The sequence below is a fragment of the Streptomyces sp. NBC_00289 genome, assembly GCF_041435115.1.
Lineage (GTDB): Bacteria > Actinomycetota > Actinomycetes > Streptomycetales > Streptomycetaceae > Streptomyces.
Window position 1 is genome coordinate 807,824 of sequence record NZ_CP108046.1, and the last position, 26,512, is coordinate 834,335.

Annotated in this window: 18 protein-coding genes and 5 pseudogenes; 11 read left to right on the top strand and 12 right to left on the bottom strand. The window is 68.5% G+C overall.

The genetic code is table 11. The annotated features are described in order from the left end of the window. Nucleotides 1-632: 632 nt before the first annotated feature. Nucleotides 633-830: pseudogene (locus tag OG985_RS04310) on the bottom strand (potassium channel family protein); the annotation flags it as partial. Nucleotides 831-1,091: 261 nt separating this feature from the next. Here OG985_RS04310 and OG985_RS04315 point away from each other — a divergent pair. The 4 genes and pseudogenes from OG985_RS04315 (at nucleotide 1,092) to OG985_RS04330 (ending at nucleotide 4,890) form a co-directional block, all read left to right on the top strand. Continuing rightward, nucleotides 1,092-2,177: an FUSC family protein gene (locus OG985_RS04315; protein ID WP_371666863.1), complete on the top strand. Its 1,086-nt coding sequence runs from the start codon at nucleotides 1,092-1,094 to the stop codon at nucleotides 2,175-2,177. A gap of 1,269 nt (nucleotides 2,178-3,446) precedes the next feature. Then, nucleotides 3,447-3,578, top strand: a complete 132-nt coding sequence (locus OG985_RS04320; RefSeq protein ID WP_371666864.1) for a hypothetical protein — start codon at nucleotides 3,447-3,449, stop codon at nucleotides 3,576-3,578. Then, nucleotides 3,575-4,456 (top strand): annotated as a pseudogene (locus OG985_RS04325) (DUF2254 family protein); the annotation flags it as partial. The gene OG985_RS04320 and the pseudogene OG985_RS04325, both read left to right, overlap by 4 nt. Nucleotides 4,457-4,581: 125 nt before the next feature. Next, nucleotides 4,582-4,890 (top strand): hypothetical protein, encoded by a 309-nt coding sequence (locus OG985_RS04330; RefSeq protein WP_371674257.1) that lies wholly within the window; start codon nucleotides 4,582-4,584, stop codon nucleotides 4,888-4,890. A 95-nt stretch (nucleotides 4,891-4,985) separates the two neighbouring features. On the opposite strand, the pseudogene OG985_RS04335 reads toward OG985_RS04330, so the two are convergent. The 3 genes and pseudogenes from OG985_RS04335 to OG985_RS04345 form a co-directional block, all read right to left on the bottom strand. Beyond that, nucleotides 4,986-6,150, bottom strand: a pseudogene (locus tag OG985_RS04335) (GMC oxidoreductase). 92 nt (nucleotides 6,151-6,242) lie between these two features. Then, the gene (locus OG985_RS04340) at nucleotides 6,243-7,229 is read right to left on the bottom strand and encodes a cyclase family protein (protein WP_371666865.1); all 987 of its coding nucleotides are present in this window, start codon (nucleotides 7,227-7,229) and stop codon (nucleotides 6,243-6,245) included. After that, a complete protein-coding gene (locus tag OG985_RS04345; protein WP_371666866.1) occupies nucleotides 7,222-9,045 on the bottom strand; it encodes a glycoside hydrolase family 15 protein in 1,824 nt (607 codons plus the stop codon). The genes OG985_RS04340 and OG985_RS04345 overlap by 8 nt, the downstream gene beginning before the upstream one ends. A gap of 363 nt (nucleotides 9,046-9,408) precedes the next feature. On the opposite strand from OG985_RS04345, the gene OG985_RS04350 reads away from it, so the two are divergent. After that, nucleotides 9,409-10,752, top strand: coding sequence for a chloride channel protein (locus tag OG985_RS04350; protein WP_371666867.1), 1,344 nt, complete (start codon nucleotides 9,409-9,411; stop codon nucleotides 10,750-10,752). A gap of 82 nt (nucleotides 10,753-10,834) precedes the next feature. On the opposite strand, the pseudogene OG985_RS04355 reads toward OG985_RS04350, so the two are convergent. From OG985_RS04355 to OG985_RS04370, 4 genes and pseudogenes are all read right to left on the bottom strand, one after another. Beyond that, nucleotides 10,835-12,028: pseudogene (locus OG985_RS04355) on the bottom strand (ISAzo13 family transposase); the annotation flags it as partial. A 1,919-nt stretch (nucleotides 12,029-13,947) separates the two neighbouring features. Then, nucleotides 13,948-14,610, bottom strand: coding sequence for a 3-oxoacid CoA-transferase subunit B (locus tag OG985_RS04360; RefSeq protein WP_371666868.1), 663 nt, complete (start codon nucleotides 14,608-14,610; stop codon nucleotides 13,948-13,950). Then, a complete protein-coding gene (locus tag OG985_RS04365; RefSeq protein WP_371666869.1) occupies nucleotides 14,607-15,302 on the bottom strand; it encodes a 3-oxoacid CoA-transferase subunit A in 696 nt (231 codons plus the stop codon). Before OG985_RS04365 ends, OG985_RS04360 begins: the two co-directional genes overlap by 4 nt. Next, entirely contained in the window at nucleotides 15,299-16,504 is a 1,206-nt protein-coding gene (locus OG985_RS04370) for an acetyl-CoA C-acyltransferase (protein WP_371666870.1), read from the bottom strand. The genes OG985_RS04365 and OG985_RS04370 overlap by 4 nt, the downstream gene beginning before the upstream one ends. Before the next feature lie 71 nt (nucleotides 16,505-16,575). Here OG985_RS04370 and OG985_RS04375 point away from each other — a divergent pair, with 71 nt between their 5' ends. Further along, complete coding sequence (locus OG985_RS04375; protein ID WP_371666871.1) at nucleotides 16,576-17,457, top strand: LysR substrate-binding domain-containing protein; 882 nt, start codon at nucleotides 16,576-16,578, stop codon at nucleotides 17,455-17,457. A 38-nt stretch (nucleotides 17,458-17,495) separates the two neighbouring features. Here OG985_RS04375 and OG985_RS04380 read toward each other — a convergent pair. Continuing rightward, nucleotides 17,496-17,690, bottom strand: a pseudogene (locus OG985_RS04380) (site-specific integrase); the annotation flags it as partial. Nucleotides 17,691-18,249: 559 nt separating this feature from the next. Continuing rightward, nucleotides 18,250-18,528 (bottom strand): hypothetical protein, encoded by a 279-nt coding sequence (locus tag OG985_RS04385; protein ID WP_371666872.1) that lies wholly within the window; start codon nucleotides 18,526-18,528, stop codon nucleotides 18,250-18,252. Between the two features lie 384 nt (nucleotides 18,529-18,912). Here OG985_RS04385 and OG985_RS04390 point away from each other — a divergent pair, with 384 nt between their 5' ends. The 5 genes from OG985_RS04390 (at nucleotide 18,913) to OG985_RS04410 (ending at nucleotide 24,956) form a co-directional block, all read left to right on the top strand. Beyond that, entirely contained in the window at nucleotides 18,913-19,908 is a 996-nt protein-coding gene (locus OG985_RS04390) for an ABC transporter permease (protein ID WP_371666873.1), read from the top strand. Nucleotides 19,909-19,948: 40 nt separating this feature from the next. Continuing rightward, complete coding sequence (locus OG985_RS04395) at nucleotides 19,949-21,712, top strand: ABC transporter substrate-binding protein (protein ID WP_371666874.1); 1,764 nt, start codon at nucleotides 19,949-19,951, stop codon at nucleotides 21,710-21,712. 90 nt (nucleotides 21,713-21,802) lie between these two features. Beyond that, nucleotides 21,803-22,810, top strand: a complete 1,008-nt coding sequence (locus tag OG985_RS04400; RefSeq protein WP_371666875.1) for an ABC transporter permease — start codon at nucleotides 21,803-21,805, stop codon at nucleotides 22,808-22,810. Further along, nucleotides 22,810-23,913, top strand: a complete 1,104-nt coding sequence (locus OG985_RS04405; protein ID WP_371666876.1) for an ABC transporter ATP-binding protein — start codon at nucleotides 22,810-22,812, stop codon at nucleotides 23,911-23,913. The genes OG985_RS04400 and OG985_RS04405 overlap by 1 nt, the downstream gene beginning before the upstream one ends. Before the next feature lie 26 nt (nucleotides 23,914-23,939). Further along, nucleotides 23,940-24,956: an ABC transporter ATP-binding protein gene (locus tag OG985_RS04410; RefSeq protein ID WP_371666877.1), complete on the top strand. Its 1,017-nt coding sequence runs from the start codon at nucleotides 23,940-23,942 to the stop codon at nucleotides 24,954-24,956. A gap of 206 nt (nucleotides 24,957-25,162) precedes the next feature. Here the strand turns inward: OG985_RS04410 and OG985_RS04415 are convergent, their stop codons facing one another. Together OG985_RS04415 and OG985_RS04420 are read right to left on the bottom strand one after the other, a co-directional pair. After that, nucleotides 25,163-25,534, bottom strand: a complete 372-nt coding sequence (locus tag OG985_RS04415) for an antibiotic biosynthesis monooxygenase (protein ID WP_371666878.1) — start codon at nucleotides 25,532-25,534, stop codon at nucleotides 25,163-25,165. 92 nt (nucleotides 25,535-25,626) lie between these two features. Continuing rightward, on the bottom strand, nucleotides 25,627-26,421 hold the full coding sequence (locus OG985_RS04420; RefSeq protein ID WP_371666879.1) for an alpha/beta fold hydrolase: 795 nt from the start codon (nucleotides 26,419-26,421) through the stop codon (nucleotides 25,627-25,629). Nucleotides 26,422-26,512: the final 91 nt, after the last annotated feature.

Sequence of the window (26,512 nt, forward strand, 5' to 3'; positions counted from 1 at the left end):
TCGCCCGGCGGTGATGACGAAGACCAGGCCCGCATCATGGGTGAGCCTGCGCCACACGTGAGGGGCGTCTTCGCGGGTGACGAAGAGCGTGATCACCACCAGTACGGCAAGCGGTGGCCGGCGCGCACCGCCGGAACGAAGGCCGTGCTCGCAATGGGGACCGGCCCGAGCGCGATGGAGGTGGGGCGGTGTCAGGCGTCGGCCGAGGCCTCGGTACCGAGTGCCGACCACATCGGTGCCGACCCGGCAGGGCCCGATGGCCGTGGCCTTGCCGATGCCCGACTCTGCGCCGATGGCCAGTGCCTTCCGCCCTTTCGGCAGATGCACCGTCATCGCCGCCTGCGGTGCGCTCGCAGTGGATTCCGTCATGCCCTGCCTCCTCGCCGCGCGGCTGCCTGGCCGCAGCCGGCCTGGTACAGGGGTCACGCAATCACCGGCCGCGCAGGGCCGCATGTCCGGCCAACCGCTGTGGGGCCGTTGAGCGGAGCGTCTTCCCTCGATCGGACCAGCCGCAGCGCCGGCAGACCCTGGTGCCGGGAGAATCCGCGCACGCTCCCGCTGCCCGGTATGTCAGCGACGTGCAAGCACCATCCGCCGGGTAGTCGTCACATGGGTCAGGCCGCGGAGGCGGATCACCTGTCCTTCGGGTTCCGCCGCCGCAGTCCGGCTTTGACGGCGGTGACCGCAATCCGGGCGGCCACTCCGACGAGTAGGATCCCGCCGACCATCTGGATCATCGTCATGACGCGTGCCGCGTCGGTGCGGGCGGTGATGTCGCCGAAGCCGACGGTGCTGAACGCGGTGAGTGCGTCGGTACGGGTGAGGGACTCGCAGCCGCCGATCGACGAGTTCGCCTCGATCGGCGGCGACCCACCGCTCCTGCAGCCGGTCGTCGGCGTTGATAGCTCCGCTCCGCCGTATGACTGGTGGACGCGGCGTCTTTGATCGGGACCTGCGGGTCGTTTCGTGGCGATCGCGGCGGAATCGGAGAATGCGGGACTGGAGCGGCATACCCGGCGACTAGGCGAGCGAGGCGGGCCATGACGAGTACGAGCGGACGCGAAGGACAGCCCGCGCACAGGGGGAAGGTCATGAGCTGGCTGTCGAAGGTGTTCGAGCTCAACCCCGCGGGGCTCAACTGGGCGCGCGGGGTGCTGTTCCTGGACATCGCGCTGGTCCCGATGATCGTCTTCTGGGCGATCGGGCATGAGCAGTATCTTCTCAGCGCCTTGTTCGGCCTGTTGTTTACGTGGCTGAATGACCCGGGAGGCAGCTACGGCTACCGCGCTTCATGCATCGCCGTCTTTGCTCTGATCGGCGCAGGATTGACCGCGCTGGGGTTCGGCATCGCGGGAGAGGCCTGGGGCTGGCTGGTGCTCGCGACTTTCGCGGTCACGCTGGTGGCCGGCCTGGCGATCGCGTTCGGAGTGCGCGGGTTCGTCGCCGCCATGTTTCTCAACGTTTGGTTCGTCGTCGCCCTCGCGCTCGGGTTCGGCTTTCATCAGCACGCCCGCGTCACCAGTTACACCTGGGCTCAGGTGCTCGCCTGGACCGGAGGGGCGGCGCTGTGGATCGTGATGACGTTCGTCGGGTGGCTGATCCGCGGGCGCCAGGACCAGCCCCCGATGGTGGCGGAGATCCCTGGGGACACCTCCCGACGAAAGCTGACCCGGCCGCTGATCACGTTCACGGTGATCCGCGCTCTGGTCATGGCCGGCACCGTCGCGCTTGCGTTCGGGCTCAACCTGTCGCACGGCTACTGGATGACGATCGCTGCCATGATCGCGCTGAAGCCGAGCCTGGAGCAGGCCACGCTCGTATCCGTGCAGCGCCTTGTCGGCGCGCTGATCGGAGCCGTCGCGGCTGCGCTGCTGCTGCTGGTGCCGGCCAGTGAACACGGAATCAGACTTTTCGCGGTCGAGCGTGGACTCGAAGTGGTCGCGCTCGTCATGTACATGCATGGGGTGGCGATTCGAGTCTGGAACTACGCGCTGTACGCCGCGGCCATGGCCATGGGAACGCTCATCCTGGTGGCCCTGCCGCAGCCCTCCGACTATGCCGCAGAGGGCTACCGGGTGCTGTGGACGTTGTGCGGCGTGGGGATCGCTCTGCTCGTCATGCTGCTTGCAGGCCTGCTCGCCAAGCGCACCACCAAAGCGCCGCCACAACCAGCCTGAACACCGCCCACCACTGCACGCGCTACGCGCTGCTCGCGGTCGCCACCACCAACTGAGTCCACCCGGCTGCGGCCGCCGCACATCCTGAACGTCGGCATCGGCGCCGCCGCCTACGTCGTCCTGCTCAACGTCCTCTGACCAGCCCGAGGAGAAACGTCCGTTGAGCACCAGCACCCCGAGGAAGGTCCGGATCGAAAGTGAATCTCGGCCCAACGAGGATAATGTCGGAGACGTTGAAGGCGCTCTCACTCTGGCCACGGCGCGATCCCCCAGCGGACGGTGTGCCGCTCGCCGGGGCCGCGGCTGACGAGCCCGGTGCCGCTGCGGAAGACATCCGGCGGGCAGGTCATCGGCTCGACAGCGACCGCGCGACGGCGCTCCCCCGACGGGAGAGTGTCGCCCGTTTAGAGCTGCACATAGTCGGCGGCACGGGCGCTGACCCATGGTCACCCATGCCCGTCCGGCCGAACCACCACGGCTGACCGAGGACGAGTACGGCGTGCTGTACCGGCGCCTGCTCTCGCGCGCCGCCTGGGCCTCGGGCGAGCGGGGCGCTCTGGACGCACTCACTCCCGCCCGTGCGCTGGCCGCCACCCGCGCGGTGCGGACCGGCCGGACGGTCACCCAGGAGCCGTCGCACACCCGGCCCCCCGACGAAAGCACCCTGCGCCGCGAGGGGAACGGACCAGCGCGCAGCGCAGCCGCACTTCGGCCGGGCACGTCACACGGTCGGGCTACGAGCGGCCCCAAGCCGCCCGTCCACACCACAGGCACCAGCCGATGTCGTCCAGCCCAGTGCCGACGCACCGGACGCGCCGGCTCTGCGCCGCCTCCACTGCTTGCCCGGTACCCGGCCCGCCGTGCACGGGGTGACAGACCCATGGGTGGGTGGGACTCGAGCCCACGGCGGACGGACGATGTCAGTGGTGGTCTGCCGGGCCTGGCCAACCCGCTGACGGACCACCACCCGGGTGGTAAGACATCCCACCGCGTCGGCCGGGATGCGGAGTACTTTTCCTCATTGGATGGTGGAGTCATGAACCGTCACCACCCCCAGTTCCCTCCCCGGTCCCAGCGGGCAATCGATGTCGACACCCGGCTCGTCAAGACGGGTGCTGTGTTCACCGCGGCCGGTGCCGTGGGGGCGTGCGTCGGCTCGATGGAGCAAGGCCTCCTGCCGCGGGGATTCGGGATTACAGGGGTCCGGTCCGGTAGAGCAGTAGGTCGGTAGGACCGCACACCGGTCTACTTCGCAGAAGGGCAAACTGAGTGCCGGTCACCGAGACAGACCGCGACATCTTGTTCGTGGTCCGGGCCGACGGCCAGCTGGTCCCGGTCACCGGCACGCAGAGGATCACACCACAGCCGGGCGACACCGCCGTACTGATGGGCTCCGTATGACTTCATGGGCCACCCGCTTCCGGCTGCAGCAGTACGCCAAGGCGAGTCTGTGGATCGTCCCCCTCTTCGGGCTCGTGCTCGGCGTCGCCCTCGCCGAGGCCGCGACCGCCGTGGACGGCGCGTCCTGGCTGCCGAAGACCTGGGACTACTCCGCGTCGACGGCGAGCAGTGTCCTCAGCTCCGTGGTCGGCGCGATGATCGCGCTGCTCGGGTTCGTCGTCACCATCGGGGTCCTCGTCATCCAGCAGGCCACCGGCACCCTCTCACCCCGGTACATGCGGCTCTGGTACCGCGACCGGTTGCAGAAGGCCGTGCTGGCCACCTTCACCGGCACCTTCTCGTTCGCCTACACACTGCTGCGGAGCATCGAGACCGACTCCGTGCCCAACCTCGGCGTGACCCTGGCCGGCATCGCCGTCTCCGTGAGCCTCCTGCTCCTGCTGATCTACCTCAACCGCTTCACCCACAACCTGCGCCCGGTGGCCATCGCCGACATCGTGGGACGCCAGGGCGAACAGGTCCTCGACCACGCGGCGGCGCGCGTACGGAGCAGCGCGGCGTCCTACGGGGTGCCACCGGCGGGCGGCCCGGTGGCCCGCATCCGGTCGGAACGCGGCGGCGTCATCCAGGCGTTCGACGCTGCCGGCATGGTCGCGCTCGCGGCCAGGCACGACTGCGTGCTCGTGCTGGCCGCCTCGGTCGGCGACTTCGTCCCGCCCAGTGGCACCGTCGTCGAGATCCACGGCGGTGCGCCCGCGCCCGACCCGCGCCGGGTGACCGGCCTCCTCGCCCTCGGCACGGAGCGGACCATCGAGCAGGACCCGGCCTTCGCCCTGCGCATCCTGGTCGACATCGCCATCCGCGCCCTCTCGCCCGCGGTCAACGACCCCACCACGGCCATCCAGGTGCTGAACCACATCGAGGCGTTCTGCACGCCGTCGGACGCGCGGGAACCCGCGGTCACTACGTGCTCGCCGACGAGCGTGGCCGGCCACGCGTCGTGGTGCCCGGCCGGCCCTGCGAGAACTACCTGGAGCTCGCCGTCACCGAGATCCGCGACTACGGCGCGACCTCCGTACAGGTCTGCCGACGGCTCCGGGCCCTCCTCGAAGGTCTCCTCGCGGCGCTGCCGGACGAGTGCGGGCCCGCTCTCCGCGCCGAACTCGGCCTCCTCGACGACGCGGTCGAAAGAGCGTTCGCCGACGCACCCCGCCGCGCCGACGCACGGACGGCCGACCCCCAGGGCGTCGGGGGACGCAGCCGCCAGGACGCGCCCCCCGACGCCTCACCGTCCGGCGAGCCCGGCCCGTAGTACACCTTCGGGGCCTTCCCCACCGTGCCGCTCGACCCGCGCACGTGTCGGCGGCTCGCCGACGGCGGATTACGCCACCCGCTGAGGGTCCGGAGTCAGTTCAGGCGTTCCGCGATGCGGTCGCCGACGCGGAGTGCGTTGGCGATGGCGGTCAGCGACGGGTTCACCGCGCCGATACTCGGGAAGAAGCTGGTGTCGACGACGTAGAGGTTGTCCAGGTCGTGGGCCTTGTAGTCGACGTCGAGGGCCGAGGTCCTCGGGTCGGTGCCGAAGCGCACGGTGTCCGCCTGGTGGGCGGTGGCGCCGATCGGCATGCCCTTGTGAGGTAGAGGCTGTGCGGCAGCAGGTGGTGGGGGTGCATGCCCAGGTGGCCGAGCATCTTCTGGAGTTTGTGCCGAAGGCGCGTCAGCCCTTCGGTGTTGTTCTTCTCGTCCAGGGCGAGGTGGATGTCACCGTCGGCGTCGAGCGTGACCCGGTTGTCGGGGTGGGGAAGATCCTCACCGCAGAGCCAGAAGTCCACCGCGTGATGGGCCAGCACCTCGAAGGGAAGATCCGGTGAGGCCATGCCGGCCCACCGCGGTGCCTCGCCCCGGATCTGGTCGGAGTCCGACTTGCCGAGCATCTGGATTCCGCCCAGCGGGTAGTTCCAGTCGTCCGCGCCCAGATACCAGTCGGTTCAGGGCGAGGGTCTTCTGGAACTGGGTGTCGTTGGGCTCCTTCGACACCGCCATCAGCGCGAGGTTGTTGTGCCGCATGTAGTGGCGCCCACCACGCCCGAGCTGTTGGCCAAGCCGTCCGGATGGCTGTCGTTCCCCGAACGCAGCAACAAAGCGGCAGAGTTGACGGCCCCGCAGGCCACCACCACGATGTCGGCCGAGTACTCCGCGACCGTCCCGTCGGCGAGTTCGGCGATCACCTTGTCGACGCTGCGGCCGGTCGGCCCGGTCTCCAGCCTGCGAACGTCCGCCCCGGTGATCATCGTGACGTTGTCGTGCTCCAGGGCCGGGTCGACACAGACGACCTGGGCGTCGGCCTCGGGCGGGAACTTCTCGCCGTGCTGTCGTACCGGAATTCCGGGGCGCGGTATTTGCCCTTGACGAAGACCGTGGTGGACTCCCAGTCGTCCCGCTCGCGAGGCAGATATCCGCCGCGTTCGAGGATGAGGACACGCTTGCCGGTAGGGGCGAGGCGGTGGGCGAGCGTGCCGCCGCCCGCTCCGGTGCCGATGACGATAACGTCGTAGTGCTCGGTGGCTGCCATGGGCCGCCTCGGATCATGGGGGGATGGGTGCGGGCAGGCCGGGACCAGCCGGTTCGTGGGTCGTTCGTGGGTCGTTCGTGGTCATTCGTGGGTCAGAGGACGGCGATCGGGTTGACGGGGGAACCGGTAGCCGCTGGGAGCCGCAGGGGTGCGACGACACAGAGGAACGACCAGCGGTCCGCCTCCTCGCAGAGCGGCACCAGGTCCTCGAATTGCAGGTAGTCCATGAAGTGCAGCCCAAGGGCGTGGATGCCCAGAACGTGCACGGGGAAGTCCACGCCCTCGGTGAGGCTGGGGGCCGTGTCGTTGTTCCCGTCGCTGCCCAGTACGGCGACCCGCCGCTCGGCTAGAAACTCCATCGCATCCGGGTGCAGGCCGGCCCGGCTGCGCGAGGCATCCCACGGCCCTGCCTCCTCACGCCTGCGGCGATGGCCGACCCGCACGAGGAGGATGTCCCCGGTCCCGACCCGCACGCCTTGGGCGGCCTCGGCGGCTCTGAGGTCGTCGGCGGTGACGTGGTCACCCGGCTCCAGCCACGGCACGCCCCGCAGCCGCGGGATGTCGAGCAGGACGCCACGGCCGACGATTCCGTTGCGAACCAGGTCGACGGACAGAGCCGTGGCACCCTCCGCCGTCACGGTGCTCGCCGGGACGCCGCCGTGCAGCGTGCCGTCGAAGACGACGTGACACAGAGCGTCGAGGTGGCTGTCCGCGTCGCCGTGAACGTTCATGGAGAAGTGGTCGGTGGCGAAGTGCAGCTCTCTGTCCGCGGTTTCGGCCTCGGGGCCGCTGGTGAGCCGGTGGCCGGCCGGACGCGGATTGTCGGGAGCCACGCCGGTCTCGATCGGGGACGACAGGGAGACCGTCAGGCCGGAGAGGACCTCGGCCGCCGCGGCGAGGACCCGCGCCGGTGTGATGGTGGACAGCGCCCCGCGGCCGTCGGCGGATGCCGCCGGCCCGGCGGTGTCCGCCTGCTGTCGCAGGCGCGCGTACAGGGCGTCGAAGGCGGCTCGGCTCTGCGGGCGGCTGTCAGGGTTGGGCGCGCCCGGACCCGGTTGCCCGGGTTCCGGCTCAGCCACGTTGCCGCTGCCGGTTGATGGCCTCGTCCAGGGTCGATGCCGCCATGATGAGCGACAAGTGGGTGAACGCCTGCGGGAAGTTGCCCAGTTGCTCACCACTGGGGCCGATCTCCTCGGCGAACAGGCCGACGTGGTTGGCGTAGGTATGCATCTTCTCGAAGGTGTAGCGGGCCGGACGGATCCGCCCGGCGCGGGCCAGGGCGTCGACGTAGAGGTAGGTGCAGAGGCTGAAGGTGCCCTCCGAGCCGCGCAGGCCGTCCGGGGAGGCGGCAGGGTCGTAGCGGTACACGAGGCTGTCCGAGACGAGCTTGCGCTCCATGGCGTCCAAGGTGGAGAGCCAGCCGGGGCTCTTCGCGGCGAGAAACCCCACGCGCGGGATCAGCAGGAGGGAGGCGTCCAGGACGTCTCCGCCGTAGTGCTGCACCAGGGCCTGCTCGGACTGGCTCCAGCCCTTGTCCATCACCTGTTCGAGGATGCTGTCGCGGGCGTTGCGCCAGCGCGGGATGTCGCCGGGCCGGCTGAGTTCCGTGGCCAGGCGCAGACCCCGGTCGAAGGCGACCCAGCACATCACCCGGCTGAACGTGAAGTCACTGCGGCCCCCGCGCGTCTCCCAGACTCCCTCGTCCGGACGGTCCCAGTTGTCGGACAGCCAGTCCAGCGTTCGGGCGAGCCCCTTCCAGCCGTGGAAGCCCAGTTCCTCGCTGACATCCATGCCCTCGGCCATCGCGTAGATGGCCTCACCGTAGATGTCGAGCTGCAACTGGTCCGCGGCGGCGTTGCCGGCGCGTACGGGCCTTGATCCCCGGTAGCCCTCCCAGTGGTCGAGGATCTCCTCGGTCAGGTGCGGGTCCCCGTCGACCCGGTACATGATCTGCAGACGCTCGCCGGGCAGGTCCTCCCGGTCGCGCATCCGCTCGCCCAGCCATTTGGTGAACGCCGACGCCTCCTCGGTGAACCCGAGGTCGAGCAGAGCGCGCACGGAGAGCGATCCGTCCCTCACCCACGTGTACCGGTAGTCCCAGTTGCGCTCACCGCCGACCTGCTCCGGCAGACCCATGGTGGCGGCGGCGACGGGAGCGCCGGTCGGGTGGTAGGTGAGGAGTTTGATCGTGATGGCGGAGCGGTTCACCATCTCGGCCCAACGCCCCCGGTAGTGGGAGGTGTGCAGCCACTTCTGCCAGAAGTCCACCTCACGCCACAGCGCCTCCGTCACGCCTTCGACCGTGAGCGGAGGTGGCGCCTCGCCGTCGACGGCGCACGTCGTGAACACGGCGGCGGCCGACTCCCCGATGCCGAGAGTGACCGCGCCTTTCACGTCCTGCCCGTCCCGTACCAGCGGAAAGGACGCCTGCAGGTGACCCGCGATCCCGGGCCCCCGGAACACCGCCCCCTGGGGCCGTAGATCCAGCTCGTGGTCGGCCCGGCCGTAGTCGAAGCGCGGCCTGCACTCCAGGACGAACCGGACGGTGCCGCGCACCACGCGGATCACCCGCGTCAGGCTGTGGCGGTCGGTGGGGGTCCGGCTGGTGTTCGCGGGCATCCAGTCGATGACCTCGCCGACGCCCTCCGGGGACATGAACCTCGTGACCAGCACACCGGTGTCCGGGTAGTAGAGCTGCTTGCACGTCACGTCCGAGTGCTCGGGTGCCAGCCGGAAATACCCGCCGCCGTCGTGATCGAGCAGCGAGGCGAAGACACTCGGCGAGTCGAACCTCGGCGAGCAGAACCAGTTCACCACGCCCTCCGAGGACACCAGGGCGGCGGTCTGGAGGTCGCCCACCAGACCGTGGTTGGCGATGGGGGGATAGCGGTCCATAGGAGTCCAATCAGGGAGGTTTCTACGCAGTCCACTATCTGACAGGCCATATGCCGACGCCTCTCGGAGCCACGGACGGCCCAGTCGGAGCCTGACCCTCTTCCAGGGGATCGCTGGGCGCACCGTCCACGTCCCGACGTGGCAGCGTGACGGCGGAGGTCTCCGACCGGGCCGTCTCTGTCCGCGGAGCTGCCCCCCGAGTTCGGCAGCACGTCCTGACATCGAACTGGCCAAACGAGTGAACGCTGTGAACTCGCAGCTCTCGCGAGCACGGCAGGCCGGGCTGATTCGCCATCCCGTGGTAGCACCTGACGGGGATGTCGAGTCCGTGACCCCAGTCCCGTCTGCGAGGAGTGGATACGTATGCCGGCCGGACCCGCCACCGCACAGCAGAACCCGCTCGAAATCGTCCGTACCCGCAGCTACATCTCCCTGCTGGTGATCGCGGCCGTACTGGGCGTCGCCATCTCCTGCGTGGCCTACGGGTTCCTCGCCCTCGTCTCCGAACTCCAGTCCCTGCTGTACGAGGACCTGCCCAAGGGCCTCGGCTTCAGCGGAACACCGGACTGGTGGGCTGTGCCCCTACTCGCCGTGGCCGGCGTGCTGGTCGCCCTCACGATTCGCCATCTGCCCGGAAAGGGCGGACACGAGCCGGCCGAAGGGCTCAAGACCGGCGACACCCCGTCGGTGACATCGGTTCCCGGCGTCGCCCTCGCATCGATCGCCACGCTCAGCCTCGGTGCCGTCCTCGGCCCGGAGGCCCCGCTCATCGCCCTCGGCGGCGGACTGGCCGCAGGCGCGATCCGGATGCTGAAACGCGACGCCCCTCCCACCACCCTCGCCGTCGTCGCGGCAGCGGGCAGCTTCGCTGCGATCAGCGAACTCCTCGGCTCCCCACTGATCGCAGCGTTCCTGCTCATGGAAGCCTCCGGCCTGGCCGGTCCGATGCTCGGCGTCGTGCTGGTGCCCGGCCTGCTCGCCGCAGGCGTCGGCTCCCTGATCTTCACCGGCCTGGACTCCTGGACCGGACTTGGCACCTACTCCCTGTCACTGCACCAGGTGCCGCCCGCCGACCGGCCGACACTCGCCGCGTTCGGCTGGGCGATCCTCGCCGGCCTCGCCGCCGCGATCCTCGGCGAGGCCATCCGGCGCTCCGCCCAGCACCTGGAGACGCACGTCAAGCGGCGAAGGCTGCCCCTCACCGTGGCGATGGGCGTACTCGTCGGACTGCTCGCCCTGCTCTACACCACCGTCACCGGCAAACCGATCTCCGGCGTGCTGTTCTCCGGTCAGACCACCATCGGCCCCCTCCTGGCCGACCACGCCACCTACTCCCTCGGCACCCTGCTGCTCCTCGTCGTCTTCAAGTCCCTCGCCTACAGCGCCTCCCTCAGCGCCTTCCGCGGAGGTCCGGTCTTCCCCTCCCTGTTCATCGGCGGTGCGGGCGGACTGGCCATGTCCCACCTTCCCGGCCTGGACACCACCACCGGCTTCGCCCTCGGCGTGGGCGCGCTGAGCGTTGCCATGCTCAAACTGCCCATGACCTGCGCCTTGTTGGCCACCCTGCTTCTTGGCTCCGCGGGACTGACCGTCATGCCGTTGGTGATCGTGGCGGTGGTGGTCTCGTACGTACTGACTCTCCGACTCGCCGCGCCGCAGACTCCTCACCTCGGAGATCAGAAAACTGACGGGCCGACAGTGCCGTGACCTGGCAGGGCGCGTCATCGAGCAGAACGTCAGTAAGGGCTCAGTGTGATTTAACGTCTGCGGGTTCGGGAGTGTCGGCGGGTGGGCTGATGGTGTAGTTCCACTGGCCGTGGGTTTCGTGACGGGTCAGCGGGAGGGCCTTCATGGCCTTGTCGCTGATCTTGATGCCTGTGGGGTAGACACCGGTGTCCAGGGCCGCGGACACGGTCAGGCCGGTCTCGGTCGTCGTCGCACCGATCAGGGAAACGGCGGCCTCGTGGCTGGTCAGTGGTGTCCCGCGCCAGTTCATGGTGATTGCGGAGAACAGCCGGTGCTCTATGCGATTCCACTTCGAAGTACCCGGCGGCAGGTGCAGCACGGTGATCGACAGGCCGGTCTCGGCGGCGAGGGCAGCCAGCCCGGTCTTCCAGGCCCGTAGTCGGCTGCCGTTGGATCCGCCGCTGTCCGCGGTGATCGTCAGTGTCGTGGCCTGCGGATATGCGGCCCGGCCGACGTTGTTCCACCAGGTCCGCAGGGTGTTCACGGCGAACGCGGCGGTGTCGTGATCCATGCCGACGCTGACCCAGCCGGCGTTGGCGCCGATGTCGTAGACGCCGTAGGGGATGGCTTTGCCGGCCGGTCCGGGGAAGTCGTGGACGTTGACCTTCACCGGGTCCCCAGGCGGTCGCCATTCCTTGCCGACGTTCTTGAAGTTCCCGATCAGTTCCTTTTTCTTGCAGTCCACGGACACGACGGGCTGTCCGGCAGCGAGGGCCGCCCTGACCTGATCGTTGAGGTAGCGGAACTGGGCGTCGCGGTCGGGGTGCTGCTTGCCCTCGACGGTTTTGGCGTTGCCCTGCAAGGAGTAGCCGGCCTCGTGCAGCAGTCGGGCCACGACGTTCTCGGTGCACCGGTGTCCCCGATTGACCAGCTCGGCAACCAGGTGCGACAGCGATTTCGTGGTCCAGCGCAGCGGGTTCATCGGATCACCACGAGTCTCCGGCTCGACCAGGGCATCCAGGTCCACGGCCAGTTGCGGGTCCAGGACCTCGGCCCGTCTGCGGCCGCCTCCCGGCCCCCGGGACCGCCCGACCGCCAGCGGCTGCGGATCGTCCAGTTCCCCGCGGCCCCGTCGGATCGTGTCCTGGGACACCCCGGTCGCCTCACAGACGATCCGTGCACCGCCGCCACCCAGCTCACGAGCCTCGTTGCCGAGCCACAACCGTCGCTGCCGCTCGGTCAGGTGATCCCGGATCGCCTCGTAGCGCCGGGCCAGGGACTCCATATCGATCGGCATAGCAGGAAACGTACGCGCCGCGCGACTGATTCATAACTTGTTTCGCTACGAGCCCTAAGGCCCGGCCGACGCCGCTTGCTCCGATGGACAGCGGCAGGAGCGCGGCTGAGGCCGGTGGAAGGAAGGAGCCGTCTGGCGAGATCGATGTCCTGATCCAACGCGTCGACCCGACTTCCCTGCCCCACCCGGCCGCCGCCGTGAGCGAACTGCCACTGGGCAGACCCGCCGCCGTTGCTCCACACCCACACCCCTCCGCCTCGGATTCTGATCTTCTGTCGACGCCGTCGACTTCGCCGCCGCCCTCAGCCAGGCCGGACCCTTCCTCGGCTACCGGGTCACCGTCTGCCACGCTCGAGCAGCTCATCGAACAGACCGGGCCGTTTTCTGTTTGGGCAGTTTCCGCCCAACGTGCACCAGGCCCCCACGCTCCGGTGCCGACGCGATCGAGTTCCTCGATGTTGCGGCCGGTCAGCAGTCCCGCACGGAAGCTTTCCGGGCGGCCGGACAGAGGGCCCGCGGACGGTGATCAGCAGACCCCTCCGAAACCCCGCGTCCCCAACATGTCCCCAGGATCAAAAATCGAAGCCGCGGAGGCGCTGCCGGCTCGTCGGCACAAGCCCTGATCATCAGCATTTCCGCAGGTCAGCGCGATGTCTGCTCGGCGCGGGAGAAAAGTCCCGCCCCGCCCCGAAGTCGCGAGCAGCGGATCCAGTCCTTTGAGCGGCAGTTGACGCTCCGACACCCAAAAGTGAACGTTTCCGCAGGTCACATGCCTGCACAGGTGGGGCGAGTGGGACTCGAACCCACGGCCGACGGATTATGAGTCCGCTGCTCTGCTCTACGACGAATTCACTCTCCGCCCGGGCTGCCCAACCCCGACATAGGACTGGGGACGCAGTCAGACGAGGAACCGTCCTGGCCACGCCACCCAAAACCCAACCGGGCCACTCGTGGGCCGAGTCACCACCCGCCAACAGCCCGGTTTCCGCAAGCCAGAGCTGGCGTCCCATGGGTGTCACCTGGAGGCGAACAGCCAGTCGACGACCGTCTCCCTGCGTCCTTTCATCCAGCAGCCTCCTCGCGATTCCTGCCCCCAAGCCTTCGCGCTGCCTGTCCGACCTGCGACAACACACTGGGGAGCCGAAAGGAGGGCAGATTCGACCCGGATTCGCCCCCGAAGCCCTCTCACGCGCCGACGAACATGCTTGATCTGCGACGATGCAATTTCTGCTCCTGTACAGACAGTTTGCGGAGCAATAATCGATACAAAATGGCCAAAGCTGCTATAACCCGCAAAGCGGGAGGGTGAAGCTTGACGCAAACCATCGGCGGAACCGCTCAACGAGGTCGCCGGCTCAGCGCACTCCTGATTTCACCCCACAGACGAGCCCCCGCCCTGAACAGGCAGTTTCCCCAGCCGCTTCCGTGAGGCGGAAGAGGTATTGCGGCGCCGTGACGCCCTTCCGGACGATGGCGCCATCACCCAACGACGGGAGCCGCAACGATGCCGCACACCACCGCATTCGCCAGGAACCAGTGGTACATGGAACGCTTCAACACCCCCGCCGCCTTGCACAGCGCCGCGACGCCGATTGCCGACACGGTCTCGGTGTGAGCGTGGCCGCTGCCTCCAGCAGGCCCTCTTGAGGAGCTGCCTGTGCCTGGGTTGCCATGCTGCGCGATCAACGCGATTGACGGGCATGGCTCGGGCGTGCAGAGCCACGACATCGAGCTCTCCCAGCCGAGCACGTGACAGTCTCCGGGCCCGACGCGCTCAGAGCGAAAGGGGCGCCTGGTCCGGCGGTGAAGGACTCCGGACCGGTGGTCGGTGGAGGCAGGGGAGACCCCGCCGCCATCGGTCCAGCTCCACGGGCACGGCCTCATCACGGGTCAGCGTCCACGTCAACAAGGACACACGGTTAAGACAGCGTGATGCCGAGTCGTTCCGCGAGTTCGGGGGCGCTGACGCCGTACGTCTCCCGGATCCTTACGGCGTCGGGGCCGACGTCGAAGACGCCGTGGTCGGTGTAGACGCGGCTGACGCAGCCGACGCCGGTGAGCGGGTAGGTGCACTGCGGCACGAGCTTGGGCTCACCGGAGCGGGTGAAGAGCGTCATCATCACGTAGACGTCCTTGGCGCCGATGGCCAGGTCCATGGCGCCGCCGACGGCGGGGATGTCGTCGGGCCTGCCGGTGGTCCAGTTGGCGAGGTCGCCGTCGAAGGCGACCTGGTACGCGCCCAGGACGCAGACGTCGAGGTGGCCGCCGCGCATCATGGCGAAGGAGTCTGCGTGGTGGAAGTACGCCGCGCCCGGCAGCTCGGTCACCGGGACCTTGCCGGCGTTGGTGAGGTCGGGGTCGATCGCGGCGCCCTCGGCCTTCGGGCCCATGTTGAGCATGCCGTTCTCGGTGTGCAGCACCACCCCGGAGCCGGCCGGCAGATGGTCGGCGATCTTGGTGGGCTGCCCGATGCCGAGGTTGACGAAGGCGCCGGACGGAATGTCGCGTGCGATGACGGCGGCCAGTTCGTCCATCGAGAGCCGGTGGTCGGCGCGCATCTGCTCGCTTGGCCTGGTGGTCATCGTGCCCCCTGGACGGTGTAGTGGCGGACCGCCACTTGGACGACCCGGTCGACGTAGATGGACGGGGTGACGATGGCCTCGGGGTCGAGCTTGCCGGGCTCGACGACCTCGTCGACCTGGACGATCGTGGTCGTCGCGGCCGTGGCCATGACCGGTCCGAAGTTGCGGGCCGTTCTCCGGTAGACGAGGTTGCCCATCGCGTCCGCGAGGTGCGCGCGGATCAGCGCGTAGTCGCCCTTGATGGGGTACTCCAGCAGGTATTTACGGCCGTCGATCTCCCGTTCCTCCTTGCCCTCGGCGAGCGGTGTGCCGACCGCGGTCGGGCAGTAGAACGCGCCGATGCCGGCACCGGCCGCGCGCATCCGCTCGGCGAGGTTGCCCTGCGGTACCACTTCGAGTTCGATCTTCCCCTCGCGGTAGAGGCCGTCGAAGACCCAGGAGTCGGCCTGGCGCGGAAAGGAGCAGAGCACCTTGCGGACCCGGCCGGCGGCCAGCAGCGCGGCCAGCCCGACGTCGCCGTTTCCGGCGTTGTTGGACACGATCGTGAGGTCCTTCGCGCCCTGCCGGATGAGCGCGTCGATCAGATCGAACGGCATTCCGGCCAGGCCGAAGCCGCCGACGAGGATGGTGGAGCCGTCCTCGATCCTGGCGACCGCGGCGTCGGTGCTTTCGAGGATTTCCGCCCGGCTCATCGGCCCGACTCCGTGACAGCGCAGTTCTCGAGTACGACGGCCAGGCCCTGACCGACGCCGATGCAGATCGTGGCGACGCCGTAGCGCTGCCTCGTCTCGCGCAGCACCTTGGCCAGCGTGGCGAGGACGCGGCCGCCCGAGGCGCCCAGCGGATGCCCGATCGCGATGGCGCCGCCCTTCTGGTTGACGATGCCGGGGTCGATCTTCCACGCGTCCAGGCAGGCGAGCGACTGCACGGCGAAGGCCTCGTTGAGCTCGACCGCGCCCACCTGGTCCCAGCCGATCCCGGCCCGGCCCAGCGCGCGGTTGGCGGCCTCGACGGGGGCGTAGCCGAACGCCTGCGGCTCCAGCGCCATCACGCCGCGCCCGGCGATGCGGGCGATCGGATCGGCCCCGATCGTGGCCGCGGCCTTCTCGCTGCCCAGCAGCACCGCGGAGGCACCGTCGTTGAGCGGGCTGGCGTTGCCCGCGGTGATGGTGCCACCCTGCTCCGCCGTACGGAAGACCGGCCGCAGCCCGGCCAGGACCTCCGGTGTGGATCCGGCCCGGATGCCCTCGTCGCGGGTCAGGTCGACGCCTTCGACCGGCACCACCAGGTCGTCGTAGAAGCCCGACTCCCATGCCGCGTGGGCGAGTTGGTGGGAGCGGGCGGCGAAGGCGTCCTGCCGTTCGCGGGAGATCCCGAAGCGCTCTTGGAGCTGCTCGTTGGCCTCGCCGAGGCTGACCGTCCACTCCTTCGGCATCCGCGGGTTGACCAGCCGCCAGCCGAGCGTGGTCGAGACCGCGGTGACATCCCCGGCCGGGAACGGCTTCGCCGACTTGGGCAGCACCCACGGCGCACGTGTCATGGACTCCACGCCGCCGGTCAGCACCACCTCGGCGTCGCCGGACTCGATCGTGCGGCTCGCCGCCATCGCCGCGTCGAGGCTGGAGCCGCACAGCCGGTTGACGGTGGTGCCGGGCACGCTCACCGGGAGCCCGGCGAGCAGCGCCGCCATGCGGCCGACGTTGCGGTTGTCCTCGCCGGCGCCGTTGGCGTTGCCCCACACCACGTCGTCGATCGCGGCAGGGTCGAGGCCCGGCACCCTGGCGAGCGTCGAGGTGATCGCGGCGGCGGCGAGGTCGTCGGGGCGAACGCCGGCCAGCGCGCCGTTGAAGCGGCCGAACGGCGTGCGTGTGGCGGAGTAGAGGAAGGCACTCATGGCAGCGACGCTAATCCCGGACCGCGATATTCTGAAGTACGCATATCCCATCCGATTGATATGGACGACATATGGATCTGCGTCACCTGCGGTACTTCGTGGCGGTGGCCGAGGAGCGCCACTTCGGTCGTGCCGCCGAGCGGCTCCACATGGCCCAGCCACCGCTGTCCCAGCAGATCCGCCAGCTCGAAACCGAGCTCGGCGTACAGCTGCTCCACCGCACCACACGCCGCGTCGACCTCACCGAGGCCGGCCGGGCCTACCTGGAGCGGGCACGCGCGATCCTCGCCGACATCGACGAGGCCGGCCAGCACGCACGGCTCGTCGCCGCCGGCTCGGTGGGCCACCTCGCGATCGGGTGCGTGGGCTCCGCGACGTACAGCGTCCTGCCCGCGCTCTCGCGGCGGCTCTCGGAGGAGCTTCCCGGCGTCGACTTCTCCTTCCGTGGCGAGATGCTCGCGCCCGACCAGGTCGAGGCGCTGCGCACCGGCGCGATCGACGTCGCGCTGCTGCGCCCCCCGGCGGCCGACCTCTCCCTCACCGTGCACACGCTGCGCCGGGACCGGCTCGTCGTCGCCGTACCGGTCGACCACCCCCTCGCCCGCCGGAAACGGCTGCGGGTGGCGGACCTGGCCGGTGCCGACCTGATCGTGCACTCCGCCGACCGCCGGTCGGTGATGTACGACGTCGTGCTGGGCCTTCTGCGCGACGCGGGCGTCGAGCCGCACATCCGCCACGAGGTCGGTGAGACGTCGACACTGGTCACACTCGTGGCCGGCGGCCTCGGCGTCGCCGTCGTGCCCGAACCCGTGACAGCACTGACGCTCGACGGCGTCACCTACCTACCACTGGCCGGACCGGACGCGCGCGTGGAACTGGCCGTCGCCCACCGCGCGGACCGCTCCGAGCCGCACCTGGAGCGCACCGTGGGGGTCATCCGTGCGATGTTCTGAGACGCCCACCGAAGGTGATGCCGTCGTGACCGGTGCGCGTCGCGCGGCCCGCGAGAAGGGCGGTGAGTGACGAAGACCGGGCCGCGCGTGCGGCCCTTGAGCAACCAGGGCAGCAGCCGGGCGGTCTCGGCGTCCCAGTAAAGGGCCTCCGGCACGCCTCGCGCGCCGCGGCGGCGGGCGCTCGGCCGGGCACCCCCGGCCTTTGCCGGGGCCCGGCCGCCGGCCCGGTCGACGATCTTCGCGACGGAATCGCTAGCCTGCCGCGCGATGCGGTCGTCCGTGGTGTCGTCCGCCCCGCCCACGCCGATGGCGCCGATGACCCCAGGTAGGCGACGGGCAGTCCGGGGTCGGTGCGCAACAGCCGACCCCAGTCATCGAGAGCAGCAGGAGTTGGGGCAGGGCTTCGGCGGACGCCGGGCGCCTGCGTGGCCATGTGCGAGCCCAGCCGTGGCGCTACGAAGCTGTCCGCGAGGCCGCCATGTGCGACGAGCATGGCCGACCGTTTGGTCTGGTCCGCTCGGACCTGTCGGTCAGGATCCGAGTGCGATGGCTCGGTAGCGACCTGGGGGACTCCGTACTCGCCCGCGAACAGTCTGTTGAAGTGGACGTCATCGGGGAAGCCCACACCGGCAGCGACTTCGGCCTTGGTGTGTCCCGCGAGCTCGGGTGGTCCAAGCAACTCCCGTGTGGTCTGCCATCGCCGGCTCCGGCGAAGTACACGCGCCTGTGACTGCCCGTCACGACAGGATGTACTCGCTCGGCGGGCACACGGGATGTGCCCGCCATGCTCGGTCAGCGTGAACCTGCGAGGCTCTCGGCGGCCCGCTTCTCGAGCGTCGCCGCCAGGGCAGCTGCCGAAATCCCGGCGGCGCCGAGGAGCAGGGGAAGACGGACGTCGAAGCCCGTGAGAGAACCGGCGAGGGCGGTGCCCGCGGACCCCGACGTGATTTTCAAGGCCGCCACCCAGATGAAGACCTGAGCGCGTACTTCCGCAGGGGCGTACTCGGTGCGGGCAGCCAGAGTGGCGGCGAAGAAGAGGGCGTTGACCAGATCGGCGGCGATGTCTTCCAACTGCCGGCCTTCACCCCTGACACGATCGGTGACTTCCGGGTCAAGGGCCGCGTGACCAAGTATGTGTCGTCGAGGTGCCCCTCCACCTCCTTCAACTTCACGTCGGCGTGCCCGTCGTCCATGTTGCCGACGTAGACGCGGACCAGGTCCAGCAGGCTGCGCTTCTGGGCTGCAGTGAACCGGAGACGTCATGGTCTGCCGACTACCCTATTCTCCCATATTTCTACCCTTACCACCCGAAAAGACTTACAATGAGTCGTTCTGATCCCGCCTTGGTCTGGCGACCCTTCGGACCGGTGCTGGATGGGCGATCGTGGCCCGCCGGGCCATCGTCCGTGACGGCTGCTCCGGAACCGGTCACCACCGGACAGGGGGTGCACGGCCATGACGGCCCCCGTAGAGGTCACCGGCTCAGCTGCCGAAGCGCAGCCGGAGTCCGTGCTGTCCGGGATGGGCGAGGGGATCGAGGGCCGGTCGCTCGGGCAGATCGCATGGATGCGGTTCAAGCGAGACAAGGTCGCGGTCGCGGGCGGCATCGTCGTTGTCTGCCTGATGGTGCTGGCAGTCTTCGCCAAGGTCATCGAATCCGTCTTCAAGCTTGATCCGGACGCCTTCCACCAGAATCTGATCGACCCGGTGCAGCTCAGGCCCAAAGGGGCCTGGGGCGGGATCAGCTGGGACCATCCCCTCGGCGTCGAGCCGCAGTTCGGCCGCGACCTGCTCGCACGGATCATCGAAGGTGCGTGGGTGTCGCTGGCAGTCGCATTCGGCGCGACTTTGCTGTCGGTGACCCTCGGCACGGTGCTGGGCGTGGCCGCCGGCTACTACGGGGGCTGGGTCGACACCGTGATCAGCCGCCTCATGGACATATTCCTGGCATTCCCCCTGCTGCTCTTCGCGATCGCGCTGTCCGCATCGCTGCAGGGCGGTGCCTTCGGACTCCACGGGCTGACGCTCCATATCAGTGTGCTGATCTTCGTGATCGGTTTCTTCAGCTGGCCCTATATGGGCCGCATCATTCGGGGCCAGACGCTTTCGCTGCGCGAGCGCGAGTTCATCGACGCGGCACGCACCCTGGGCGCCCGGGGGCCGCACATCCTGTTCAAGCAACTGCTGCCGAACCTCGTCGCGCCGATCATCGTCTACTCGACGCTGCTGATCCCGACGAACATCCTCTTCGAGGCCGGTCTGAGCTTCCTCGGCGTCGGCATCCAGCCGCCGCAGGCGTCCTGGGGCGGCATGCTCAACCAGGCCATCAGCCTCTACCAGGCCGATCCGTGGTTCATGCTCGTCCCGGGTCTGGCGATCTTCATCACTGTTCTGGCATTCAACCTGCTCGGCGACGGACTCCGGGACGCCCTGGACCCGCGGAGCAAATGATGCGCGTACCGATTCCCGTCTCAGGCGAGGGGACATCGTCATGAGGAGATCAAGGATCACTTTCGTTCTTGCGGGGGCCGCAGTCGCGGCGCTGGTCGTGTCCGGGTGCGGCGGCAACGGCGGCGGCGGCGGAACGACGGGCAAGGCCCCCGCCTACAACGCCGGCATCACTGACGTGGTCAATCCCTCCGACCACAAGGGCGGGACAGCGGCGTACCAGTTGTCGAGCACACCGGACTCGATGGACCCCGGCAACACCTACTACGCCTTCATGTGGAACTTCTCGCGGGTCTACGCGCGGGCTCTGACCACCTACCAGCCGGCCCCCGGCAAGGCTGGTCTCAAACTCGTACCGGACCTCGCGGCGGAGCTCGGCAAGCCCAGCGACAACGGCAAGACCTGGACGTACCACATCCGTCCCGGTCTGAAGTTCTCCGACGGCACGCCGATCACGACCAAGGACGTCAAGTACGCCATCGAGCGCAGCAACTACGCGCCCGAGGTGATGTCCAACGGGCCCACGTACTTCAACGCGTATCTGGTGGACAACACCCCCAAGTACCAGGGGCCGTACAAGGACAAGACCGGCGACCTGAAGTCCATCGAGACACCTGACGACACCACCCTCGTCTTCCACCTCAACCAGCCGTTCGCGGACTTCGACTACCTGGTCAGCAGTCCTCAGACGGCGCCGGTCCCCAAGGCCAAGGACACCGGCTCGGACTACGTGAAGAACGTGATCTCGTCCGGCTCGTACATGTTCCAGAGCTACCAGGACGGCAAGGGGGCAACGCTGGTGAAGAACCCGCAGTGGAAAGCGTCCTCCGACTCGATCCGCAAGCAGCTCCCGGACAAGATCACCGTCCAGTTCAACATCGCCCAGACCACGGTCGACCAGAATCTGATCGCCGGTAACGCGACGCTCGACATCGCAGGCGCCGGCATCGCGGCGCAGAGTCAGGCCGCCGCCCTGAGCAATGCGACCCAGAAGGGACACGTCGACGACGCGCAGAGCGGCGCGCTCGCCTATGTGGCGATCTCGAGCGCCGTCAAGCCGTTCGACAATGTGCACTGCCGAAAGGCGCTGGAGTACGCGGTCGACAAGGTCTCCGCGCAGACCGCGACCGGCGGCGACATCCACGGTGACATCGCCACGACGATCCTGCCGCCCACAGTGGCCGGCCACGTCACGTACGACCTGTACAAGACCCCCGGCTACAAGGGAGCGAACTCGCCGGAGGGCCTCGCCGCGGCCAAGAACGAGCTCGGCAAGTGCGGCCACCCGGGCGGCTTCTCCACCAACCTCTCCGCCCGGTCCGACCGGCCCAACGAGATCGCGATCGCCCAGGCCGTCCAGGCCTCGCTGAAGAAGATCGGGGTCAACGTCGGCATCCAGCAGTACCCGTCGGGCAAGTACTTCACGGACAGCGCCGGCGCTCCGGCCTTCGTCCACTCGCACGGTCTCGGTCTGATGATGATGGCGTGGGCCGCCGACTGGCCGGACGGCTACGGCTTCCTCCAGCAGATCATCGACGGCACGGCCATCAAGGCCTCGGGCAACAGCAACCTGTCCGAGCTCAACGATCCAAATATCAACAAGATGCTCGACGCGGCCATCGGCAACACCGACGCCGCGGCCCGCACCAAGGCGTGGGGTGACATCGACAAGGCCGCGATGGCGCAGGCGCCTCTGGTGCCCCTGCTGTACCGCAAGGACCCCCTGTACCGCCCGGACCAAGCGACCAACGTGTTCGTCACCGAGGCCTACGGCATGTACGACTACCTGAACGTCGGCGTCAAGTAGCCCGTGACAGACGCGCGGACCGTACCGGAACGGAGGAGCTGAGGAGGTGAAGGGCGGGGCGCCGGCCGGCCGGGGCCCCGCCGCCCGACCGTGAGTGCGTACATCATTCGCCGAGTAGCGGCTGCGGTGATCCTGCTGTTCGTCGTGACGGCCATGACCTTCGCGATCTTCTTCCTGGTGCCCCGGCTGGCCGGCGAGACCAGCACCCAGTTGGCGGCGCAGTACGTCGGCCGCGATCCCAGTCCTGAGGCACTGACCGCCGTCCAGAAGAACCTGGGCTTCGACCAGCCGCTCTATACGCAGTACTGGCAGTTCGTGCACGGGATCTTCGCCGGCCGCACGTTCCATTACGGACCGGACGCCTCCTACTGCCAGGTGCCGTGCTTCGGTTACTCGTTCAAGAGCCACCTGCCGGTCTGGCCACAGATCACCGAACGCATCCCCGTGACGCTGTCACTGACCATAGGGGCGGCGATCATCTGGCTGGTCAGCGGCGTGTCGATCGGCGTGCTGTCGGCGCTCAAGCGCGGCTCGATCTTCGACCGACTCTCCATGGGGATCGCGCTGGCTGGCGTCTCGCTGCCGATCTTCTTCACCGCGCTGGTTTCCCTCGCACTGTTCAGCTACAAGTGGCCGATCTTCCCGAACCTGCAGTACGTGCCCTTCACCTCGGACCCGCTGATGTGGGCGAAGAATCTGGTACTGCCATGGGTCACCCTCGCCTTCTTGTACTCGGCGCTGTACGCCCGGCTCACTCGGGCAGGCATGCTGGAGACGATGAGCGAGGACTACATCCGCACCGCGCGGGCCAAGGGCCTCAGCGAGCGGACGGTGGTCGTCAAGCACGGTCTGCGCTCCGCGCTCACCCCGATCATCACGATCTTCGGCCTCGACATCGGTCTGCTGCTCGGCGGCGCCGTACTCACCGAAACCGCCTTCTCGCTGCCCGGAGTCGGGCAGTACGCGGTGCAGGCGATCAACGACAACGACCTGCCGAAGATCATGGCCGTAACCGCGCTGGCCGCCTTCTTCATCGTCGTGGCCAACCTCGTGGTGGATGTGCTCTACGTCGCCGTCGACCCCCGGGTGAGGTACTGATGAACCGGAAACCTCGCGAAAAGCCGCCGGTGGGGGCGCCCATCGGTGAGGTGGAGGCCGGCCACGGAACGCCTTCCGGTACCGGCTTTCTCCGCATACGCGACCTACGCATCCACTTCGACACCGACGACGGCCTGGTCAGGGCCGTGGACGGCATCTCCTTCGAACTCGAGCGCGGCCGGACCCTGGGCATCGTGGGCGAGTCGGGCTCCGGGAAATCGGTGACCTCGCTGGGAATCATGGGCCTTCACCGCACCGTCAAGGCCAAGATCTCCGGCGAGATCTGGCTGGACGGCGAAGAGCTCGTCTCCGCCCCTCCCGACCGGGTACAGCACCTGCGGGGCCACAAGATGGCGATGATCTTCCAGGACCCACTGACCGCGATGCACCCCTTCTATACCATCGGCGCCCAGATCACCGAGGCCTACCGGGTGCACCACCCGAAAGCGAGCCGCAAGGAGGCCCGCCTACGGGCGGTGGAGATGCTCGAACGGGTGGGCATCCCGCAGCCCGCCACCCGTGTCGACGACTATCCGCACCAGTTCTCCGGCGGCATGCGCCAACGCGCCATGATCGCCATGGCTCTGGTCAACAACCCCTCGCTGCTGATCGCGGACGAGCCGACGACAGCACTCGACGTCACAGTCCAGGCGCAGATCCTGGACCTCATCCGCGAGCTCCAGGAGCAGTTCGGTTCCGCAGTGATCATCATCACTCACGACCTGGGAGTGGTGGCCGAGTTGGCTGACGACATCCTGGTGATGTACGCCGGCAAATGTGTGGAGACGGGCGAGGCCAAGCAGCTCTTCACGGCGCCCGAGCATCCCTACACCTGGGGCCTGCTGGGCTCCATGCCGCGCATGGACCGCGAAATGCAGGCGCGGCTGATCCCGATCGCCGGGAATCCGCCGAGCCTGATCAGACTGCCGCGGGGATGCGCGTTCCATCCGCGCTGCCCCTTTGCCGACCGCAATGGCGACAAGTCCCTCACGGAAGTGCCCGAGTTGACCGACGCGTCAGGCACCGGCCATCTCGTGGCCTGCCATCTGCTGCCCGAGGAACGGCGCCGGATCTTCGCCAAGGAAGTGGCGCCCCGGCTGTGAGGCCGGGCTGAGGAGGTGGAGGACTCATGGGACCGACGCAGACCACCGATCAGGAGGCCCTGCTGAACGTCCAGGGGCTGGTGAAGCACTTTCCCATCACCCAGGGCCTGCTGCGCCGTCAGGTCGGCGCGGTGCGGGCGGTGGACGGCATCGACTTCAGCGTGGCGCCCGGGGAGACGCTGGGCGTGGTCGGCGAGTCGGGCTGCGGCAAGACCACGACCGGACGGCTGATCATCCGGCTCCTCGAGCCCACGGCAGGAAAGATCGAGTTCGAGGGACGCGACATCACGCACCTGTCGCCCGGCGCGATGCGGCCCCTGCGCAAAGACATCCAGATGATCTTCCAGGACCCGTACTCCTCCCTCAACCCCCGGCACACCGTCGGCACGATCGTCGGCTACCCCTTCCGGCTGCAGAAGGTGAAGACCGAGGAGGGAGTAAAACGCGCCGTCCAGGACCTGCTGGAACTGTGCGGGCTCAGCCCCGAGCACTACAACCGCTACCCGCACGAGTTCTCCGGCGGCCAGCGGCAACGCATCGGCGTGGCCAGGGCGCTGGCGCTGCGGCCGAAGATGATCGTGGCAGACGAGCCGGTATCGGCGCTGGACGTCTCCATCCAGGCCCAGGTGGTCAACCTGCTGGACGATCTTCAGGAGGAGCTGGGCCTCACCTACGTGATCATCGCGCACGACCTGTCGGTCATCCGACATGTCTCCACGCGGGTGGCGGTGATGTACCTGGGAAAGGTGGTGGAGATCGGCGGCAGGGAGTCGCTGTACAGCGGGCCCATGCACCCCTACACAGTGGCCCTCATGTCTGCGGTCCCCGTCCCGAACCCCGAGCGCCGCACCAATCGCGAACGGATCCTCCTCACGGGCGACGTGCCCTCGCCCGTGAACCCACCGCCCGCGTGCCGCTTCCACACCCGCTGCTGGAAGGCCCAGGACATCTGCCGGACGCAGGAACCGCCGCTCAGAGAGCTCAAGCGAGGACACCTTGTGGCCTGCCACTTCCCGGAGAACATGTCTCGCGAAGCAGACTAGCTAGGGGTGCCCAGCTACCGGGCCGGCAGGTGGTCCGGCCCCCCGTTGTTCGCCAGGTACGTGAAGCAGCTCGCGTGAGCGTCGTACAAGGGCACCCGTCGCAGCCCGTTCTCGTCCATGACCTTGTACGCCACCCGCGCAGCTGCCGCTCATTGGCCGCCGGCTTCTCGGCCGCCTGCGTAGCCGGGAAACACCGGAAGCGGTCGTCACTCCCCTTCGCAGACGCCCTCGACAGCGAACTTCTGGTACAGGTGCGGGTAGGCGACGGTGCCGGAGGGATACTGCTCCAGGTGGGAGGCGAACTCCGGCGTGCCGAGCGCTGCGCGGAGGTGCCCGGTGGATTTCCAGACCGCGACGTTGGTGAAGAGCCGGCTGCCGCCGATGCCCCGGTACAGCTGCACCGAGAGCAGGCTCCCCGACTTCTTCATGTATTCCGCGTCGTCCGTCCAGGCGGCCAGCACCTCGTCCTCCTTGCCTTCTGGGGCCACGAACGTGTTGATGATGGTGACTGGTCCGGTCTCCTCCTTCTGCTGGTCGCGGAAGTGGGTGGACGCGTCGAGGTGGCCGAAGTTGAGCATGATTCCTCCAAGAACTCGCGTGTGGCGAGTTGTGGTCGATGGGCGGTCCGGGGTGAGGGGCCAGGACGTTGTGCCCCGCCCCTGGGGTGCGTTCAGGCGTGGTGCTTGTCGAGGAAGTCGGTGATGAGCCGCAGCCACTCGTCGGTCCGCTCCAGCATCGGCAGGTGGCCGGTGGCGATTTCCGCGAGTTGGGCGCCGGGGACGGTTTTGGCGAGCTGGCGGTGCAGGGCGGTGGAGGTGAGCCGGTCGTCGGTGGTCGAGATGACCAGGGTGGGGATGGTGATGTTAGGGAGGTCGTCGCGGACGTCGACGTGGCCGACGAGGTCGGTCTGCTCGGCGCTGCCGTCGGCGATGGAGGCGGCGGTGTAGCCGAGGGTCTGCCGTAGCTGCTCGGCCGGCATCGACTCCAGTGCCTGGGTGCCGAGGGCCATCATGAGCAGGAATTCGGCGAGCAGTTCGCGGTCGCCGGATGCGGCGATCTTGCTCTGGATCGAGGAGGCGAGTGCGAGCCGGTTGTCGCGGTGGGGGAAGGCTGCGGTCAGCACGAGTGCGGTGACGCGTTCGGGGTGGCGGGCGGCTGCTCGGATGGCGATCGGGCCGCCGAGGGAGTAGCCGGACACGGCGAAGTGGTCGATGCCCTCTGCGTCGGCGGCGGCGACGAGCTGGTCGGCGAGGTCGTCGACGGACAGCGGGGTGGTGGAGCGGGGGGTGTCGCCGCTGCCGGGGTAGTCGATGCCGACGACGGTGTGGCGGGCGGCGAGGGTTTCCAGGACGGGGCCGTAGGTGCCGGCCAGGCTGCTGCCGGCGCCGTGGGCGAGGAGCAGGCCGGGGCCGGAGCCGAGGCGAGTGCGGGCGAACGTGGGTGCGGTCAGGTTGCGAGGTGACATGGCGGTCTGCCTTTCGAATGCGCCGACACACAGGAATCATCCAGTGCGTGTGATTACTTCCCCAGGTCTATCACACGGCATGTATGATTCG

Bases quoted from the DNA above. Each gene is read 5' to 3' on its own strand.
- OG985_RS04315 (WP_371666863.1), top strand. From the start codon at position 1,092: ATGAGCTGGCTGTCGAAGGTGTTCGAGCTCAACCCCGCGGGGCTCAAC.
- OG985_RS04345 (WP_371666866.1), bottom strand. From the start codon at position 9,045: ATGGACCGCTATCCCCCCATCGCCAACCACGGTCTGGTGGGCGACCTC.
- OG985_RS04350 (WP_371666867.1), top strand. From the start codon at position 9,409: ATGCCGGCCGGACCCGCCACCGCACAGCAGAACCCGCTCGAAATCGTC.
- OG985_RS04360 (WP_371666868.1), bottom strand. From the start codon at position 14,610: ATGACCACCAGGCCAAGCGAGCAGATGCGCGCCGACCACCGGCTCTCG.
- OG985_RS04365 (WP_371666869.1), bottom strand. From the start codon at position 15,302: ATGAGCCGGGCGGAAATCCTCGAAAGCACCGACGCCGCGGTCGCCAGG.
- OG985_RS04370 (WP_371666870.1), bottom strand. From the start codon at position 16,504: ATGAGTGCCTTCCTCTACTCCGCCACACGCACGCCGTTCGGCCGCTTC.
- OG985_RS04375 (WP_371666871.1), top strand. From the start codon at position 16,576: ATGGATCTGCGTCACCTGCGGTACTTCGTGGCGGTGGCCGAGGAGCGC.
- OG985_RS04390 (WP_371666873.1), top strand. From the start codon at position 18,913: ATGACGGCCCCCGTAGAGGTCACCGGCTCAGCTGCCGAAGCGCAGCCG.
- OG985_RS04395 (WP_371666874.1), top strand. From the start codon at position 19,949: ATGAGGAGATCAAGGATCACTTTCGTTCTTGCGGGGGCCGCAGTCGCG.
- OG985_RS04405 (WP_371666876.1), top strand. From the start codon at position 22,810: ATGAACCGGAAACCTCGCGAAAAGCCGCCGGTGGGGGCGCCCATCGGT.
- OG985_RS04410 (WP_371666877.1), top strand. From the start codon at position 23,940: ATGGGACCGACGCAGACCACCGATCAGGAGGCCCTGCTGAACGTCCAG.
- OG985_RS04415 (WP_371666878.1), bottom strand. From the start codon at position 25,534: ATGCTCAACTTCGGCCACCTCGACGCGTCCACCCACTTCCGCGACCAG.
- OG985_RS04420 (WP_371666879.1), bottom strand. From the start codon at position 26,421: ATGTCACCTCGCAACCTGACCGCACCCACGTTCGCCCGCACTCGCCTC.